We start from the raw sequence: 16,312 nt of genomic DNA, 5'->3' as shown, positions 1-16,312 counted from the left end.
GATCCATGAGCATCGACTACATCGTTTCCGCGCTCGACTCGACGGTCGCGGCCGAGCTCGGGGCCGCCCTCGACGGGTCGCCGATCGTCACCCTCGACGGACTGGTGCTGCCCGACCCCGCGCGCGACGCGGTGCTCGAACTGCTCACCCTGCTCGCGGACCGGCAAAGTGTGGCGCTCGGTGCGGTCGCGGACCTGCTCACCACGTCGCAGGCCGCGGAGATCCTCGGCGTCTCCGACACCTATGTGCGCCGGCTCGCCGACTCCGGCGCCCTGCCCATCGAGATGCGCGGCACCCACCGCCGTTTCCGGCTCTCCGACGTCATGGCGTACCGGGAGAAGTTCCCGCGCAGGGGCTGACTACACCCGCACCCGCGTGACGGCCTGCTCCCCGGTGTCCGGGATCCGCACGCCCTCGGCCGCGAGCCGCTGCTCGGTTTCCTCGGCGGTGACGTATTCGCCGACGGTGTCGTAGCTGCCCATCGGGACCACCGAATGCACGATCGTCTCCGGGTACACGTGCACAAGGTTGTAGCCCTGGGCGCCGTCGCGCCCGCGCAACGCCCCGGCTGGGACGTTGAGGTCCTGGGTGTAGCAGGTGGCCGACGCGACCGAGACGGGGATGCCCGCGAACGTCGCCGTCGTCGAGTAGTGCAGATGTCCCGCGAGGATCGACCGGACGTCGCTGCCGCGGAGCACGTCGGCGAGGCGCGGCTGGTCACGCAGTTCCACCAGCACCGCCAGGTCGAGCACGCACGGCACCGGCGGGTGATGCAGCGCCAGGATGGTCCCGTGCGGTGCCGGAACCGCGAGCTGCTGTGCCAGCCAGATCAATTGGCTTTCGGAGATCTCCCCGTGGTGATGTCCGGGCACCGTCGTGTCGAGGGTGACGATGCGCAGTCCGTCGACGTCGTAGACGTGGTCGATCGGCTCGTACGACGGTTCCTGCCCGAGCAGTTCCGTCCTGAAATGGCCGCGGTCGTCGTGGTTGCCCATCGCCCAGATCACCTGCGCACCGAGCGACGCGGCCACCGGTTCGACGATCGCCCGCAGCTTCTCGTAGGCGCCCGGCTGGCCACGGTCGGTGAGGTCGCCGGTGAACACCAGCGCGTCCGGGCGGGCGTGCGACGACTCGATCTCGGTGAAGATCTGCCGCAGGGTGGCCTCGCTGTCGACGGCCCCGTACAGCAGGTCGTCGTCGACGAGATGGGTGTCGCTGAGGTGCAGCACGAAATGCGACGGTCGCGGATACTCGGCCGTCCGTATGTCGGCTGCCTCGGTGCCGCTCATCGGTCTCTCGCTTCCGCTCGCCCCGACGGGGGCAGGTGCCCGGGTGGACGCCACTATTTGTCCACCCTAGCCAAGCGCACTCCGGTCACCTCCCGGGGCACGCGCGGTGGCCGGACGGTGAACGGTGGGGCACGTCGTCAGTTTCGTGCGTGGTGCGGTGTGCGCGTCTCCGGACCGGCGGGCGGGATCATCGCGGCGAGGTTGGCCTGGGCCTCGAACCGGGCTCGCTCGTCGCCGTCGTCCGTCGATGCCGCGTCCTTGGCCGCGGTGAGGAAGGGTCGGACCAGGTCGAGTGGCATCGGGAAGACGACGGTGGAATTGTTCTCGCCGCCCATGGCGCTGAGGGTCTGCAGGTAGCGCAGCTGCAGGGTGGTGGGGTTGCGGCTGATGACGTCGGCGGCCTCGACGAGTTTCGCGGAGGCCTGGAACTCGGCTTCGGCGTTGATGATCTTGGCGCGGCGCTCGCGTTCCGCCTCGGCCTGCCGGGCGATGGCCCGTTGCATGTTGGCGGGGATCTCGACGTCCTTGATCTCGACGGTGGTGACCTTCACACCCCACGGTTCGGTCTGCTGGTCGATGACCTTCTGCAGGTCTTCGTTGAGGCGTTCCCGCTCGCCTAGGAGGGCGTCGAGGTCGGCCTTGCCGAGGATCGAGCGCAGGGTGGTCTGGGCGATCTGCAGGGTGGCGGCCAGGAAGTCCTCCACCTCGACGATTGCCCGGTCGGCGTCGACCACCCGGAAGTAGGCGACGGCGGTGACTTTGGCAGGCACGTTGTCGTGGGTGATCACTTCCTGAACGGGGATCTTCAGGGTCACCGTCCGCAGGCTGACCCGTTCCATCCGGTCGATCGCCGGGATCAGCAGGACGAGTCCCGGGCCCTTCAGGTCGACCAGTCGACCCAGCCGGAACACGACGGCCCGCTCGTACTCACGCAGTACCCGGATCGAACTGCTCGCGAGGACGGCGAGGAGGGTGATGACGACGCACAGGATGACGATGATGGTGGTCATAGTTGGAGCTCCCATGGTTCGCGGCGGCGCACGGTGAGGGTGAGTCCGCGGATCTGCTCGACGATGACGGAGTCGCCCGCGGTCGGTGTCTCGTCGTCCCCGAACAAGGTTTGCGCCTTCCACAGGCTTCCGGCTGCCTCGACCTGGCCTTGCCGTCCCTTCCAGTTGCGGACGGTGGCGTCGGATCCGATGAGGGATTGCATTCCGGTGCGCACGGGCGCGTGCCCGGCGGCGAGCGCCTTCCGGCCGCCCACGACGGCGAGCCCCACTCCGACCACCGCGACTCCGGCGGCCGCCGGGATGGCGATCATCTGCGCGGTGTCACTGGACGTGAACAACAGCCACACCCCGGCTCCGACGAACAGTGCCCCGAGCCCGCCGAGCACACCCGCGGTCGGTGCGTGTGCCTCGACGACGATCAACAGCACACCCAGCACCAGCGCCAGCACGCCCAACGCGGTCATCTCGCATCACCCACGATCACGCTTCGCGAGGACCCGGCCGCACTCGCATAGCCACTCGGCGATCGAGCCCTCAGTTCAACGGTAAGCGCAGGTCGACGGCAATGCCACCGCCAATTTGCGGCGGGGTACCGTTCAACGAATGACCAACCTAGATCATGGAGATCCCGGTGACGCCCCGACCGTGCCGCCGCCGTTGGAGGAGGTCGCCAACCCGGCCCGCCCATCCGCTGCCGAGGAGGCCCGGACGGTCGCGGCCACGACGAACGTAGGCACCCTCGCGAGCCTGACCAGGGACGGCGACCCGTGGGCGTCGTTCGTCACCTACGGTCTGCTCGACGGCTCGCCCGTGCTGTGTGTGTCGCAGATGGCCGAGCACGGCCGCAACCTCGCGCACGATCCCCGCGCCAGCATCGCGATCGTCGCGCCGAACCCGCCCTCCGATCCGCTGGCCAGCACCCGCATCACCCTCGCCGGGTACGTCTATCGCCCGGAAGGCGACGAACTCGCCGCCGCCCGGGAGGCGCACCTGGCGGCCGTCCCGGCGGCGCAGGTCTACATCGACTTCAGCGACTTCTCGCTCTGGGTGCTGCGGGTGCAGCGTGTGCGGTGGGTCGGCGGTTACGGGCGAATGGACTCGGCTAGCGAAGAGTCCTACGCTGCCGCGACAGCAGACCCCGTCACCCCGCATGCCGGCCCGGCGATCGAGCACCTCAACGCCGACCACGCCGACGCCCTGCGCGCGATGGCCCAGGCGCTCGGTGGTTTCCCCGATGCGAAGACGGTCACCTGCGAGGGCGCCGACCGCTACGGACTGGACCTGCGCGTCACCACCCCGCGCGGCGTGGCCGTGACCCGCGTCGGATACGCAGAGCCACTCGATTCGATCGACGAGTTGCGCGCGGCGACAGTCGCTTTGACCGATCAGGCCCGGGCGCTCACCGGGCGTTGAGCGCGTGCCCGCTGCGACCGGGCTGAACGGTTCGGTCGCAGCGGCACCCTTCGTTCTCGCCGCTCTCGCGCATTACCCGAACAGGCGTCAGTACTCGTCAGTGGAAACATTAGTATCAGGAAGCTTCAAGAGAATCGGTCGCTACCGGATATATACCCAGTGCCCGCTCGAGCATTGCTGCTTGCGTCCGTCGGGCGTGTACGTGATCACGCCTTCTTCATCGCACGGCCCAGCTACGGCGCCGCCGCCCCCGTTCATGCCCGGAGATCGCGGCGGAATGTTCACGGAATCGAATTGATCGGCGCAGTACTGCGTCCATGACGAAGTTGACCCGTCTGAATAGAACGTGTCGCCTCGGTTGTACACATTCTTGTCGGTGCCACACCACGAGATCTGCCGTTCTTGCGGCTGGTTTGCCACTCGCTCTGCTTCGAGGACTTCGTCGTGTTGTTGCTGACAGAAGTCAGACCACCCCGTGACACTTCCGTCGGACCAATACGTTTCGATGGGCCCGAGGCCAATCTGGCATGATTCGATGACTGGCTCCTCTTCAGGAACGAGTTCCGACTCAGACTCCCCAGCAGCTGAGGTTGTTTCAATGGGAGTCACCGGCTGAAGCGGAGGCACTGATTGTTGGCCCACGGCTGTAGTGGCGAGCGAGGGCACGCCCGGTGAAGCTGGGCCGGGGTCTGCTGCACCACCGCAACCCGCTAGGAACAGCGCTGCAGCGACCGTAGCCAGCTGGGCTCTCAAGGCTCCTCCACGGTTTGTTTCAGACGCTGTTCCGTTCATCGATCATTCCGTCCATATCTCGTACTTCGAACCGAATGACACGAAACCCTCTGTCGGAGATGGTGTGTGCAGACAGTGTTGTTTACGGTCTCGCTGGGTTACCTCAGCGGGAGTCCGTTCTTGTCCTTCGGTTCGCCTGCGAGGAGGACGATGCCGTCGATCACGGGCCAGATCCACGCGACGAAGAGCCACATGCCGAGGCTGATCACCGTCAGCACGATGTTCACGATCAGCATCGCGAATCCGAGCCCGGTATGGCCGGCGTAGAAGCGTCCCGCACCGAAGTACCCGAAGAAGATGCTCAGCAAGCCGGCGGCGAGCTTCGTCTTGTGCGAGTACGGCAATCCGGTCACCGGGTGGTACCCGTACGCCGCGGGCTGTTGCAGTCCCGATCCCTGGCCGAAGTTTTGGGTGGGATGGGCGAAGGGCTGTTGCCCATACGGCTGATGCGGTTGGTCGCCGTATGGATGCTGAGGCTGAGTCATGAAGTGCCGTCCTTCGACGATGTACGGTGCGGAGCTGAACGCAGGGTCAGGCGAACGGGCTGAGTCGAGCGATCGACATCCTCCACTAGGACTGAACACATCGCAGTTCGTTCACCGCTCACTTGGTAACACTGATCGAACGGCTGCGGTATCGGTTGTCTGACCGTATCTCTCGGGTACACGAATCAACTCGAGGATTCCGGCCGGCACCCAAGCACCCCAACCCCGTGCGTAGTGTTGCCCGGGTGACAAGACCCGACCCCGTCGACGTCGCCGGTCGCGTAGTGCAGCTGCTCGAGTCCGGGCGTCGTGAATCGACCTACAAGTTGGCGACGTTGCTCGCGCTGGTCGACATTTGCCTGGAGAACACCGCCGCCCCGGACGGCAGTCTCATGGTGCCTGTCAACGAGATCACGCATCGAATCGTGGCGTACTACTGGCCTCAGGTTCGCGTCTTCAAGGATCGTGGCCCGCTGTCTCAGAACAAGAGCGGCCGATCGATACCGGACCGGATCGCCGACGTTCGCGTCCAGCTGGCCGCCGAAAATTTGAGAACCGCGGAGGCCGCACGCGAAGCGGAACACCCAGACTACGCCCGACTCATCCGGTCACTGCGACTTACCGTCGCGCAACAGCCGCTCACGCATCTTCAAACGGTCCCCCACGTGCGCGATCATGACACTCGCGACGACTTCCTCTTCGACGCATCGGGTTTCCACAAGAAGATGACAGTGGGCGACGTCGACCGCATCGGCACGATCACACTGCGACCCGGCATACCGGAGGGCCTGCGTCGCACCTCCGCGCTACTTCGTGTCTTCATCCGGACCGCGTGGACCCACGACGTCGTCGCCTTCAACCGCGCTGAACTCGACGCGGAAGACCTGGACGGCTTCCTGTTCGGCACGGATCGCACTGCGTTGCGGTCCCTGGTGGAACCATTGCGTGACCTCCAGGACGACCTCTGCTTCTACTGCGACAGGCGGATGGCAGGCGACGTCCATATCGATCACGTGGTGGCGTGGTCGATGGTCCCGATCGACGGTGTCGCCAACCTGGTCGCGGCCGACAGCCGATGCAACCTCGACAAGTCGGCGAGCATCCCGGTTCGCGCCTATGTCGACCGAGCACTCGAGCGACCACACCTCACTGAGATTGCACGCACTACGCGGCTCCCGCTGCTGTATCGACGAACCTCATCCGCGGCCGAAGGCGTGTTCGCATCCTTGCCCGTCGGCTCACTTCTCTGGCGTGGGGTACGCGACTACGAGCCGCACACGGCCTGAGTCACTCCCGTCGGAACACCTGCAGCCATCGTGGAGGCGGATGCGGCGGCATTAGATCGGCCATCCACGTCGGCGACCGCCCTGAAGACCAACGGACGATCACGACCCGGGTGAAAGGTCCCGCCGGTGCTGTCGATCCGGTAGCAGCTGCTGCTCGACGCCCCACCCGGGCCCCGGGTCGGCGACGACGTCGCTGGTGTGGCTGTGGGGTCACTCTTCGACCCTGCAGAGTACTCATCCTTTCGGATCCGTCGGCGGTGTTGCACCTTGTCGACAACTAACGTCACTTAGCGATCGGGGCACAACTGTCGGTGCATCAGATCGGTACGACGGGGTTAACAGATGAGAACGAGCACTGCACGAGCTGCCTCGCAACGCCCACAGCGCATGTCCGCTGCCGGTGTGCACTAGTCGATCGGTGCTCCCCAGATTTCGGGTTTCACCTCTCGCGGGGATCGCCTGGAGAGGTAAGCCCCGACAGATCCGCCTTTCGTGCCCGGTCGAGCTCAACCGATGAGCGTGATAAGAATTCGACATGGGAATCGAAGATCTCCAGTCACTGGTATCGAACTTCTCCGAGCGCCGAGACTGGTCTCAATTCCATACCCCGAAGAACCTTGTGATGGCGCTCAGCGGCGAAGTCGGGGAGCTCACCGAGATCTTTCAGTGGCTGACTCCCGAGCAAAGCGGAGCAGTCGGTCAGGATGCGAAGACGCGTGCGCATGTCGAGGAAGAGGTCGCCGATGTCTTCATCTACCTGCTGCGGCTGGCTGAGGTCCTGGACATCGACCTCGCCGAAGTCGTGAGGAAGAAGGTCGAGCTGAACGACAAGAAGTACCCGGAAGACGAGTCGCGGGGCAGGGCGACGAAGTACACCGAGCTGGGGGGAACTTGATGTCGCGCGCCGTGCTGCAGCCTGCTGGCAGCGAGGAATCGCAGAGGCACTAGCAAGACGCGGTCGCGACTCGGTGTCACGCGCCGATTGTGTCCGGGTCGCGGCACCGATCACCGGCCGACTGACAGTAGCCAACAAGGTAGGTGATGCGGGCGCGGGCGATGGTGCCGCCGAACTGGTCACAGCCAAACGACCCGGCGTCGGTAGCCGCCTGAAGTACCGGTCTTATCACACCTGACCACAGCATGTGTGCCCATGGCGACCCGTATCCGAGAACCGAGAAGGACCACTTTCCTCCGAACGTGGCGTGCTGGCAAACAATTGGTGGAAGCTGCCACGGCTTGGACTTCGCGGGCCATTCGGCTGACACGGCACACCGCTGCACGAGCAGAGTATGCAACTCGGCTAATCTGTGTGTTGCGGCCCGACGGACTTCCGCTGTGATTCACAGCCACGGACATGCCCCCACCCGCACGAGTTGATTCGTGCTGCCCGGGGGACCCCACTGTGACCTTGCTTCGTACCTCTGCCGACAGAATCGTCGGCATGGCTCATCCCGAGTCCTTGGCTGAACAGCTTCTTGAACAGATGCTGTTTCGGACCGGTCGCCGGGCGAGCGACGCAGAGCAGAAGTCCTGGAGTCGCAGCCTCCCAGTTCTGGCCCGCGACTTAAGCGATGCAGGGCTAGGCAGCGTGGAGATGCTCGTCGAATACCACCTCCCACTGACTTCGCAACGGGCCGATGTCGTGCTCGCCGGCACTCATCCGAAAACGGGTGAGCCGTCGTATGTGGTCGTCGAACTTAAACAGTGGTCAGCGGCACATCGCTACGAAGACAGCGTGGAACTCGTCGACGTCCCAGGCATGCCAGGCGGGCCTAAGCTGCACCCCGTTGCTCAGGTGAAGGGCTACTGCGACTATCTCTCCGACTTCGCAAAAGCACTCGCCAATCGGCCCGACGCGCTCGCGGGAATCGCATACCTTCACAACGCCACCGACCCCGGCGCAGTCGCTGATCTGCGCGCCTTCCCTGTAAGCACGACCGCACGACTGTATACAGCCGCGGACCGGGGCGACATGGTCGAATTCCTCAAGACGCGTTTGTCCGCCACGGCAGGCCACACCGCAGGCGACACCCTCATTCGCTCCGCGGTCGCTCCATCGCAGCAGCTCCTCAAGGTTGCGGCCGCTGAAGTCCGCGACCGACCACAGTTCCATCTACTGGGCGAACAACAGCTCGCCGTCGACCTGGTCTTGCATTCCGTCGAGCAGGCGCGCGCCAGCGACGGCAAACGCATCATCATCGTCACAGGCGGGCCAGGCAGCGGCAAGAGTGTGATCGCGCTGTCTCTCGTCGGCGAGCTCGCTCGACGTGGCCGGACGGTCCTGCATGCAACCGGGTCCCGATCATTCACGCAGACGCTCCGGAAGGTGGCTGGCGCGCGTGCCCCGCGAGTGCAGAAGATGTTCAAGTACTTCAACCAGTTTATGACGGCAGACCGCAATGGGCTCGACGTGGTCGTACTCGACGAGGCCCATCGTATCCGCGAAACGTCCGTTGACCGGTACACCAAGGCAGAGCTGCGAACCGACCGGCCTCAGATCGACGAGCTGATCGCCGCCGCGCGCGTACCGGTGTTTCTCCTGGACGAACATCAGGTGGTTCGCCCAGGAGAAATGGGCTCGCTGGAGCAGATCCAGCGTCACGCCGATACCCTCGGTCTTACGACGCAGCACGTACACCTCGGCGAACAGTTTCGTTGCGGTGGCAGTGAAGAGTACGTGCTTTGGGTCAAGCGCCTTCTTGGGCTAGTCGAGGGAGGTCCGTGCGCGTGGAGGGGTGATCCGCAGTTCGCGGTTCGCGTTGCCAATACACCACAAGAACTAGAGCATCTCCTCTCACAGCAGCAAGAGCGCGGCTACACCGCCCGAATGACAGCCGGCTATTGCTGGCCGTGGAGCGACGCAAACAAGGATGGCTCGCTACCCGCCGATGTCCAGATCGGTGACTGGTCACGGCCGTGGAACAGTAAGAGCGACAGACGCCTCGGTGATGCACCACCAGCACCATTGTGGGCCACCGAGGAGGGTGGTTTTGATCAGGTCGGGTGCGTCTACACCGCGCAGGGATTCGAGTACGACTGGAATGGAGTCATTCTTGGGCCCGATCTCGTGTGGCGCGACTGCCAGTTCAAAACTGTACGCTCCGCAAATCGGGACCCCGATATGCGAAACTTAAAGAAGGTCAGCGATATCCGATTCAACAAACTGGTTCGCAATATCTACAAGGTGCTACTCACCCGCGGGATGGTGGGCACTGTCATCTACTCGACGGACGAGGAGACACGCAACGCTCTCCACGCACTGGTGAGCGAAAATAGCTGAGCCACAGCACTACCGAAACAAAATACTATACACACGAGCACGGCCCGACAGGCTTCCGCTTCAGGACATGCCTCCACCCGGTGCGATACGGGATAGGCGCACGAGCGTTGACTGCATGGGTACTTGTCATTTCGAAGGACTACCCAGATCACTGGGACTTCGCACAAAAAGACGGCTTTTGGGATACACGGCCCCGTACCAAGATCGAGCCGACTGACGACGTCTTCTTCTGGATGGCCGGCACAGGTCTCATCGGATGGGCACGAGCAACCTCGGAAACGTTCGAGTTGAACTCGTCCCATCCGCCTGCGCATTGGCACGATGTGGCCACCGGAGAATATCGGTGGCGCTTCACATTAGAGCCGCAGAGCTCCGCACCGGTGCGACAGCCACGATGGAAGGAGATGGCCGCGGCTACCGGAATCACTGTCCCCGCGAGCAACGGTCGCATCGAGGTGAAAGAGCTTGAAGGACAAGCATACTTACGCGGACTATTTGGGAACGAGCCCGTTATCGATCAGACTTTTCCGGACGGACTCACTGCCTATGCGCCCGGGGACGATCTCCGCAAGCGTGCGCAGAGAGACATCGCAGTACGTCAAGGGCAGGGGCAGTTTCGCAACTCCTTGATCAATTCTTACGACAGCACCTGCGCAGTTACTGGATCAACGGTTCTCGCCGTATTGGAGGCGGCACACATCGACCGCTACTACGGTATGCACACAAATCACGTAACCAACGGCCTATTACTTCGCGCCGATATTCACACGTTGTTCGACCTCCAACGCATGACAATCGATCAGCACTTGCGGATACGGGTCGGACCGGACCTAATTCACACGGAATACGGAAGTCACGAGGGCAAGCCTTTGAGGCTGCCCTCGAACCCCAGCCATCATCCGGATCGCGACGCTCTGCGCCGCCATTGGGAGAGCTGCGATTGGGCAAATATTTCGCAAAACCAGTAGCCCCTACGTATCCAGCGTGGCCGTAGAAACGGATTCTGTCTGGATCTCGAACTAGACAGCAACCGATTCGTTTCAATCAGCCCGACGACAACATCGGACGCAGGAGCCTGCATCCGAGCAGTTTGTGCCGCTGATTCAGCGACTACCCCGCTGACCGAAACTTTTCATAGCTTGCCTCAAGTAGTTCCCGATCGGGTCGCTCAGCCCGGACCGGCGGAACTACCATGAGCTTCTGACCGTGCCGTTCCTTCAAGCCGTATTCGAGCATCGGCCCGTCGATCTCGATGAGCAGGTCTTGTCGAATTTCGACCACAAGGTCAGGTCGGATGCCCAGAATATGCGCGTCGAATGCCGCATGGTGAATCTTGCACATCGCTAGCCCATTTCGAACAGAAGCGATGCCCTCATCGTCGGAGTCTGGAACGATGTGCGCCGCGTCCAGAAGTTGACTGTGCCCAAGCGCACAAACCGCGCAACGGGTGTCGTACGCGCGCATCACAGTGGACCGGAAGACGGGCTGATGCAGACGCCGCTTGGTCTCCGCAACGATGTATCGACGAAGATGCTCCTCCACAGGCGATTCCGTCCGGTGCAAATCACGCGCCACTTCCGTTGCGACCACGAATTGATGTTGCTCCGCTTCCTCAGCGACAATGAACACTGGGTAGATCGGCTGAAAGCGGCTCGGACCCACGCCATAAAACCAGATAAGCGGAACCTTCAGCTTCATCGCCGCACGAAGACCCCGGTTGTCCATGTTCTCAGGGTCCTTCCCCGACCACTTGTAGCGGAGGAGTCCATCCACACCGACCGTATCCTCGTACGGTCGTTCTTCACCAGCACGACGATAGGTTGTGCTGATCGACAATGCAGAGGCGAGCTGACGCGGCTTACGTATACCGCGAGTGGGATCCATCAATCGGAACATCTCGCCATCGATGGAGAAGTCGAGCAGTTCCTGTCTACTGATCGAGTCGAGACCGTCATTGGTGCGGACTGCCAGAAACCTCATCGCCTCGTTACGCAGACGCGTGTCAAAATCCGGTGCCACGTCGGCACCCTGAGAGATATCCGCAATCAACTGTTCCTCCACGTACTCACCCTTCCCGCCGCAACAGACCGACAGTAGCTGGCTGTTAGGATAAGTATCGATCCTGAGTACATGCTGCCAGCGGATCTCGGCGATCGGGCGTCCTTCACGCGAAGGCAAGGACGGTGGACCTGCCGGGCCGGAGACCGATCGATCGGGATGGTCCTGGTGACCAAATGGAGCCATATTAGCGTCGCAGGATGTCCGGACTGACTCCGCTTTCAGTGTTTCTACAACTTGGACGCCGCCCTGCCGCATTCGTTCTCGCGTAATGCCATAGATCTTCCCGGTTCATCGAGGGCGTACGGATCCGATTCTGTCGGCACGTACCGGAGCCGGATGACCTGGGCGATCGAGTCGGATCGAAGAGAACACCGATCCCGGACTGTCGAGCACAGATTCACGGGAAGTCTGATGGCCATTCCGATACCTCTGCGAACCAAGCGAGTAGTAGTTTGGCGATGTGGATACCAAGTGGCAGGACCCCAACGCTGTCTCGTCGATGCTCGACGACTGGGAGACGTGGGCAATCGTCGGACTCTCCGGCAATCCGGACCGGACGGCGTTCCGGATCGCGGAGCTGTTGCAGCGCCGAGGAAAACGTATCGTCCCGATCCATCCCGACGCCCCCACTGTGCTCGGCGAGCAGGGTTACGCCACTCTCGCGGACGTTCCGTTCCCCATCGACGTCGTCGACGTCTTTCGCCAGTCGGAGGCCGCCGGCGAGTTCGCGGACCAGGCCGTCGAGATCGGTGCGAAGGGTGTCTGGTTCCAACTGGGCGTCATCGACGAGGCCGCCTTCCAGCGAACGATCGCAACGGGCGTCGCGATGGTGATGGACACCTGCCCGGCGATCGAGTGGAGTGCACGGGATTCAGCGTGACCATGGTCGGGCTGTAGTCCGCCGCGCGCGACTGCCGCTACTCTGGACCAAAATCGTGCAAATCGGACAACTGTCTGACGCGCGCCGCTCAGTCAATCGGAAGGTTCCCACCCGTGGCCATCGACTACACCCGACGCCCCTCCACTCCTGCCGCACCGCAGGGCGGAGTCAACCTGAGCAAGGTGACCTTGTCGAAGGCCGCGCCTTCCGTCAGCCTCACGAAGTCGGGTGAGCGGCAGGGTGCGATGCGGGTCAACCTCAACTGGTCGACGGGCGCGACACCGCAACCGAAGAAGACCGGCTTCTTCGCGAAGCTCGCGGCCGCCGCGGGCGGCACCAACGGCATCGACCTGGACCTCGGCTGCCTCTACGAACTGGCCGACGGGTCGAAGGGTGTGGTCCAGGCACTCGGCAACAGTTTCGGATCGCTGCAGGCCCCGCCGTTCGTCAAGCTCGACGCAGACGACCGCACCGGCACCGTGACCGGGGGCGAGAACATGCACGTCAACCTCGACCGACCGGAGATGTTCAAGCGGATCCTCATCTTCGCGATGATCTACGACGGCGCACCCAATTGGGCAGCAGTGGACGGTGTCGTCACCCTCTACCCCACCAGCGGACCCGAGGTGGAGGTTCGACTGGACTCCTCGAACAGCTCCGCTCGCATCTGCGCCATCGCGATGCTGCAGAACACCGGACAGGGCATCACCGTCACCCGCGAGGTGAAGTACATCGAAGGCAGCCAGGCCGACCTCGACAAGACCTACAGCTGGGGCATGAAGTGGGCAGCCGGCCGCAAGTAGCGGCGCCTGCGGCGGCAGACGTTGGCGCCTCATGCTGACGGCGCGCGCGTGTGCTCGCAACCAGGTGCCGCGTCCACCCGTAGTCGGCGCCGGAATTGGGCGTCGAATATACTCTTCGCGGCCTTGCGGAGTCGGATCGAGGGGATCCAGATAGCGTGAGGTGAGGGGACACTTCGGGGGGACACATCGTGAAGGTCGATCCAACAGAACTGCGCGTGCTCGCTTCATCTATGTATGACGTAGCCGAAACGATCGATGACATCGAAGTCCGTGGCTCGATCAACACGGTAGGCGACTTCATGCCGGGCTGCGATGTCCCTGCGGCACTCGACGAGGCCGGCGAGTTCATCGAAGGCGCATATCTGCGAATGGCGCAGCGAGCGAGGAGAATCGCGGCTGTCGCGACCGGGAACGCGCACGAGTTCGAAGTTTCGGAGGACGACTTCCGATCGCAACTGAACGCAATCGGAGTTCAGCCCTGATGCCAACGCGCAGCGAGATCGAACGATGGAAGCCGGCCGCACTCCTCGATGTCGCCGCGCGTCTGCGCGTCGGGGACGCCGACTACGCAGGTCAGCTCGATCGAATGCGCTCGGGGATCCAGAATGCGGGAAGTCACTGGCACGGCGAATCGTACGATGCGGCATACGACCGGATCGGAACCGACTGCGATATCGGTGCACGGACATCGCGCGAGATCTTGGAGCTCATTGATGTGCTCGATCAAGGTGCGAACAATCTTGTTTCTCATCTGACTGTTGTCAACACCAGAACGGCTGAGGCCGAGGCCGACCATTGCGCTGTGGCCGATGACTGGTCCGTTGTCGGCTATACCGCTAAGGCTAAGCAACATTCATCCGCTATCGCTGCCGCGTTGCGGGAGCTCATGGTGGTCGCGGATGACACCGCGAAGAAGATTCGCGACGCCGCCGTCGAGATCCGGGCATGCGGAAATCAACTACCTGAGGGACTCGATCCCTCGGGCGCAGAACATGTTGTCGGCACACAGGAAGCCCGCGATCAAGTTTCAGCTGAAGCGTTCAATGACATGTTCGGGCGATACCCGCTCTCGCCAAGTGACTGGCAAACCGCCACCGTGCTGAATCCGAACAGCTACACAGAGAAGTACCAAGGAGTGCAGCCGGATATCAAGGTTGTGCACATCGATCCGGTACCGGGCCAGGGGGTCGTTCGGACGAGTAGCTTCATCGAGCAGTACTCGGTGTTCAACCGGCCGTACTACGACCTGGGAGACAATCGCCCGAACATTCCCGACTTCGATCCCGAAAACAGCAGAGTAACCACATATGTCGACTATGAGAACGGCATCGTCGTCATGCGGCAGAACCCGTCGGTCGATACCAACGGTGAGGTGAAGGTCGGGTCTCCGGACGCCGAGGTGTGGCAGGCGGACGACGGGTCAGTGCGCCTGAAGTACGAAGCAGCGAACCCCTTCCATCCGAAAGTCGGACCATTCGAAGCACCCGGCGATGCAATGCCCACCGTGCACGGCGATGTGGTGATCACGCCAGGGCAGGGGCAGCCTGGGATGCCCGGTTCCACTGGTGTGACGGTCAATGGAACGCGCGCCGACTATCCGTCCTTCGAGGTGTACCAGGACGATCCCACTGGCGCGACGCACACGGTAGCCGTGGATCCCGCGGCCTCGGGCCAGCCATGGGGCCCGGCGCTCAACCTCTGGACCGACCATGACATCGGCAGCGGCGAACGTGCGCTGGAACAGTTTCAGCACGTTCAGGAATGGGCTGGGCGCATCCCTCCCACCGTGTCCGATCTTCCCAGCACGTCCCTGGGCAGCACCGACAATCCGCCGCGCGTGAAGTGACCAGGAGGCGAGTCGAATGTTGATGAATGTGTTGAGAAGGGCCGCGACAACCGGCCCAGGCTATTGGAGAGCTGCAACTCTGGGCACTCCGTCATGGCTCGCACTCGTCGTCGCAGGGTTCTTTGCTGTGGCTCCAATCGTGGGCGCTCTCCTCCCCGGCGACCCGGCCGACGTGGCCGTCGAGTTCGCCGCCATTGGCACCGAAGCTGTCATCAGCATCCTGGTTGCGGTCGCGCTGTTCGCGAGCGGCTCGGCGGCCCGGCGCGGACTTGCACTGGGCATTGTCACCGCGGCGATAGTCGGCGTGGAGTTCGCGGCGATTCACTTCGCGATCAACATTGATGCACAGTATGCGGTGGCTCCGTGACCGAGAAAACTGACACCTGGTTCGGTGCCGCCACCTATCTGTCAATGGCGATTACGCTCGTGCTCCTTGTCGTCGGAATCGTGAATCCGTCGACTGATTCGGGCACCCCGGCCTGGGCATGGGCCGCTCTTGTTGTCGGGCTCGTCGTCATGATTGCATTCTTCGTTGTCGGACAGATCTATAGACGCATCGCGTTTGGAGTACTCATCGGGCTGCTGACGCCCCTCTGTGCGTTGTTGGCGATTCCGATCGTGGCAGGGATAGGTCACATAGTGGGTGCAGTCGTCGGATAGCCACCAGTGCAGAGCAGCGACTGACACATCCGCGTATGCGAAGGCCGCACACGTTCCGATCGACTGTCACGGGGCATGGCACTAACGTCGGAACTATGTTCAGTACCGAGATCGAGGTGCGCACCGGCGCTGAGCCGGTGGTGCACGACCTGACCCGTGAGATCGAGAAGTTCCTCGCCTCAGCCGGGGCCGGCGACGGCCTGTTGCATGTGTGGGTGCCGCACGCCACTGCGGGACTCGTCGTCATCGAGACCGGCGCGGGAAGCGACGACGACCTGCTGCGGGCGATCGACGAGGTGCTTCCGCGCGACGACCGGTGGATCCATCGCCACGGCAGCCATGGGCACGGCCGCGACCACGTGCTGCCGGCGTTCCTGCCGCCCTACGCGTCCGTACCCGTCTTCGATGGCGCACTCGCGACGGGCACCTGGCAATCCGTGTGCCTGGTCGACACCAACATCGACAACCCGGTGCGGCACGTCCGGTTCAGCTTCCTAGCCGGCTGAG

At 63.2% G+C, this 16,312-nt stretch carries 18 protein-coding genes; 13 read left to right on the top strand and 5 right to left on the bottom strand.

What is annotated here, in order from left to right; translation table 11 throughout:
- Positions 1-5 precede the first annotated feature (5 nt).
- Positions 6-359, top strand: a complete 354-nt coding sequence (locus AZG88_RS48560; RefSeq protein ID WP_005252678.1) for a helix-turn-helix domain-containing protein — start codon at positions 6-8, stop codon at positions 357-359.
- On the opposite strand, the gene AZG88_RS48555 is transcribed toward AZG88_RS48560, so the two are convergent.
- The 3 genes from AZG88_RS48555 to AZG88_RS48545 all read right to left on the bottom strand — a co-directional run bounded on the left by AZG88_RS48555 (position 360) and on the right by AZG88_RS48545 (position 2,763).
- Positions 360-1,289, bottom strand: a complete 930-nt coding sequence (locus AZG88_RS48555; protein WP_005252675.1) for a phosphodiesterase — start codon at positions 1,287-1,289, stop codon at positions 360-362. It lies immediately after the preceding gene.
- Between the two features lie 137 nt (positions 1,290-1,426).
- Complete coding sequence (locus tag AZG88_RS48550) at positions 1,427-2,299, bottom strand: slipin family protein (protein ID WP_061044457.1); 873 nt, start codon at positions 2,297-2,299, stop codon at positions 1,427-1,429.
- Positions 2,296-2,763, bottom strand: coding sequence for an NfeD family protein (locus tag AZG88_RS48545; protein ID WP_009474346.1), 468 nt, complete (start codon positions 2,761-2,763; stop codon positions 2,296-2,298). The genes AZG88_RS48550 and AZG88_RS48545 overlap by 4 nt, the downstream gene beginning before the upstream one ends.
- 139 nt (positions 2,764-2,902) lie before the next feature.
- Between AZG88_RS48545 and AZG88_RS48540 the strand changes: the two genes are divergently transcribed.
- Positions 2,903-3,712, top strand: a complete 810-nt coding sequence (locus AZG88_RS48540) for a HugZ family pyridoxamine 5'-phosphate oxidase (RefSeq protein ID WP_061044456.1) — start codon at positions 2,903-2,905, stop codon at positions 3,710-3,712.
- An 890-nt stretch (positions 3,713-4,602) separates the two neighbouring features.
- On the opposite strand, the gene AZG88_RS48535 is transcribed toward AZG88_RS48540, so the two are convergent.
- Positions 4,603-4,989, bottom strand: a complete 387-nt coding sequence (locus AZG88_RS48535) for a TM2 domain-containing protein (RefSeq protein ID WP_061044455.1) — start codon at positions 4,987-4,989, stop codon at positions 4,603-4,605.
- Between the two features lie 245 nt (positions 4,990-5,234).
- Between AZG88_RS48535 and AZG88_RS48530 the strand changes: the two genes are divergently transcribed.
- The 4 genes from AZG88_RS48530 to AZG88_RS48515 all read left to right on the top strand — a co-directional run bounded on the left by AZG88_RS48530 (position 5,235) and on the right by AZG88_RS48515 (position 10,523).
- Complete coding sequence (locus AZG88_RS48530) at positions 5,235-6,275, top strand: HNH endonuclease (protein ID WP_061044478.1); 1,041 nt, start codon at positions 5,235-5,237, stop codon at positions 6,273-6,275.
- 535 nt (positions 6,276-6,810) lie between these two features.
- Positions 6,811-7,170, top strand: coding sequence for a nucleotide pyrophosphohydrolase (locus tag AZG88_RS48525; RefSeq protein ID WP_037226903.1), 360 nt, complete (start codon positions 6,811-6,813; stop codon positions 7,168-7,170).
- 507 nt (positions 7,171-7,677) lie between these two features.
- Positions 7,678-9,555 (top strand): DUF2075 domain-containing protein, encoded by a 1,878-nt coding sequence (locus AZG88_RS48520; RefSeq protein WP_331712331.1) that lies wholly within the window; start codon positions 7,678-7,680, stop codon positions 9,553-9,555.
- Between the two features lie 107 nt (positions 9,556-9,662).
- Positions 9,663-10,523: an HNH endonuclease gene (locus AZG88_RS48515; protein ID WP_063819652.1), complete on the top strand. Its 861-nt coding sequence runs from the start codon at positions 9,663-9,665 to the stop codon at positions 10,521-10,523.
- A 142-nt stretch (positions 10,524-10,665) separates the two neighbouring features.
- Here AZG88_RS48515 and AZG88_RS48510 read toward each other — a convergent pair whose 3' ends face one another.
- A complete protein-coding gene (locus AZG88_RS48510; protein WP_231914484.1) occupies positions 10,666-11,616 on the bottom strand; it encodes an HNH endonuclease in 951 nt (316 codons plus the stop codon).
- Positions 11,617-12,076: 460 nt separating this feature from the next.
- On the opposite strand from AZG88_RS48510, the gene AZG88_RS48505 reads away from it, so the two are divergent.
- The 7 genes from AZG88_RS48505 to AZG88_RS48475 all read left to right on the top strand — a co-directional run bounded on the left by AZG88_RS48505 (position 12,077) and on the right by AZG88_RS48475 (position 16,311).
- Complete coding sequence (locus tag AZG88_RS48505; protein WP_005252603.1) at positions 12,077-12,496, top strand: CoA-binding protein; 420 nt, start codon at positions 12,077-12,079, stop codon at positions 12,494-12,496.
- Positions 12,497-12,609: 113 nt separating this feature from the next.
- Complete coding sequence (locus AZG88_RS48500; RefSeq protein ID WP_061044453.1) at positions 12,610-13,299, top strand: TerD family protein; 690 nt, start codon at positions 12,610-12,612, stop codon at positions 13,297-13,299.
- A gap of 188 nt (positions 13,300-13,487) precedes the next feature.
- A complete protein-coding gene (locus tag AZG88_RS48495) occupies positions 13,488-13,781 on the top strand; it encodes a hypothetical protein (RefSeq protein WP_231914483.1) in 294 nt (97 codons plus the stop codon).
- A complete protein-coding gene (locus tag AZG88_RS48490) occupies positions 13,781-15,145 on the top strand; it encodes a hypothetical protein (RefSeq protein WP_061044452.1) in 1,365 nt (454 codons plus the stop codon). Before AZG88_RS48495 ends, AZG88_RS48490 begins: the two co-directional genes overlap by 1 nt.
- 172 nt (positions 15,146-15,317) lie before the next feature.
- Positions 15,318-15,512: a hypothetical protein gene (locus AZG88_RS48485; protein ID WP_231914482.1), complete on the top strand. Its 195-nt coding sequence runs from the start codon at positions 15,318-15,320 to the stop codon at positions 15,510-15,512.
- Positions 15,509-15,805 carry a hypothetical protein gene (locus AZG88_RS48480; protein WP_061044450.1) on the top strand — a complete coding sequence of 99 codons (297 nt, stop codon included), beginning with the start codon at positions 15,509-15,511 and terminating at the stop codon, positions 15,803-15,805. Before AZG88_RS48485 ends, AZG88_RS48480 begins: the two co-directional genes overlap by 4 nt.
- 95 nt (positions 15,806-15,900) lie before the next feature.
- Positions 15,901-16,311 carry a secondary thiamine-phosphate synthase enzyme YjbQ gene (locus AZG88_RS48475; RefSeq protein ID WP_061044449.1) on the top strand — a complete coding sequence of 137 codons (411 nt, stop codon included), beginning with the start codon at positions 15,901-15,903 and terminating at the stop codon, positions 16,309-16,311.
- Position 16,312 lies beyond the last annotated feature (1 nt).

Source organism: Rhodococcus sp. LB1, assembly GCF_001583455.1.
Lineage (GTDB): Bacteria > Actinomycetota > Actinomycetes > Mycobacteriales > Mycobacteriaceae > Rhodococcus_F > Rhodococcus_F opacus.
The sequence above is the reverse complement of the archived record's forward strand: the minus strand, read 5'-3'. Positions and strand labels throughout refer to the sequence as shown.

Excerpts from the sequence above, each read along its gene's own strand:
- AZG88_RS48560 (WP_005252678.1), top strand. The coding sequence starts at position 6 with ATGAGCATCGACTACATCGTTTCCGCGCTCGACTCGACGGTCGCGGCC.
- AZG88_RS48555 (WP_005252675.1), bottom strand. The coding sequence starts at position 1,289 with ATGAGCGGCACCGAGGCAGCCGACATACGGACGGCCGAGTATCCGCGA.
- AZG88_RS48550 (WP_061044457.1), bottom strand. The coding sequence starts at position 2,299 with ATGACCACCATCATCGTCATCCTGTGCGTCGTCATCACCCTCCTCGCC.
- AZG88_RS48545 (WP_009474346.1), bottom strand. The coding sequence starts at position 2,763 with ATGACCGCGTTGGGCGTGCTGGCGCTGGTGCTGGGTGTGCTGTTGATC.
- AZG88_RS48540 (WP_061044456.1), top strand. The coding sequence starts at position 2,903 with ATGACCAACCTAGATCATGGAGATCCCGGTGACGCCCCGACCGTGCCG.
- AZG88_RS48535 (WP_061044455.1), bottom strand. The coding sequence starts at position 4,989 with ATGACTCAGCCTCAGCATCCATACGGCGACCAACCGCATCAGCCGTAT.
- AZG88_RS48525 (WP_037226903.1), top strand. The coding sequence starts at position 6,811 with ATGGGAATCGAAGATCTCCAGTCACTGGTATCGAACTTCTCCGAGCGC.
- AZG88_RS48490 (WP_061044452.1), top strand. The coding sequence starts at position 13,781 with ATGCCAACGCGCAGCGAGATCGAACGATGGAAGCCGGCCGCACTCCTC.
- AZG88_RS48475 (WP_061044449.1), top strand. The coding sequence starts at position 15,901 with ATGTTCAGTACCGAGATCGAGGTGCGCACCGGCGCTGAGCCGGTGGTG.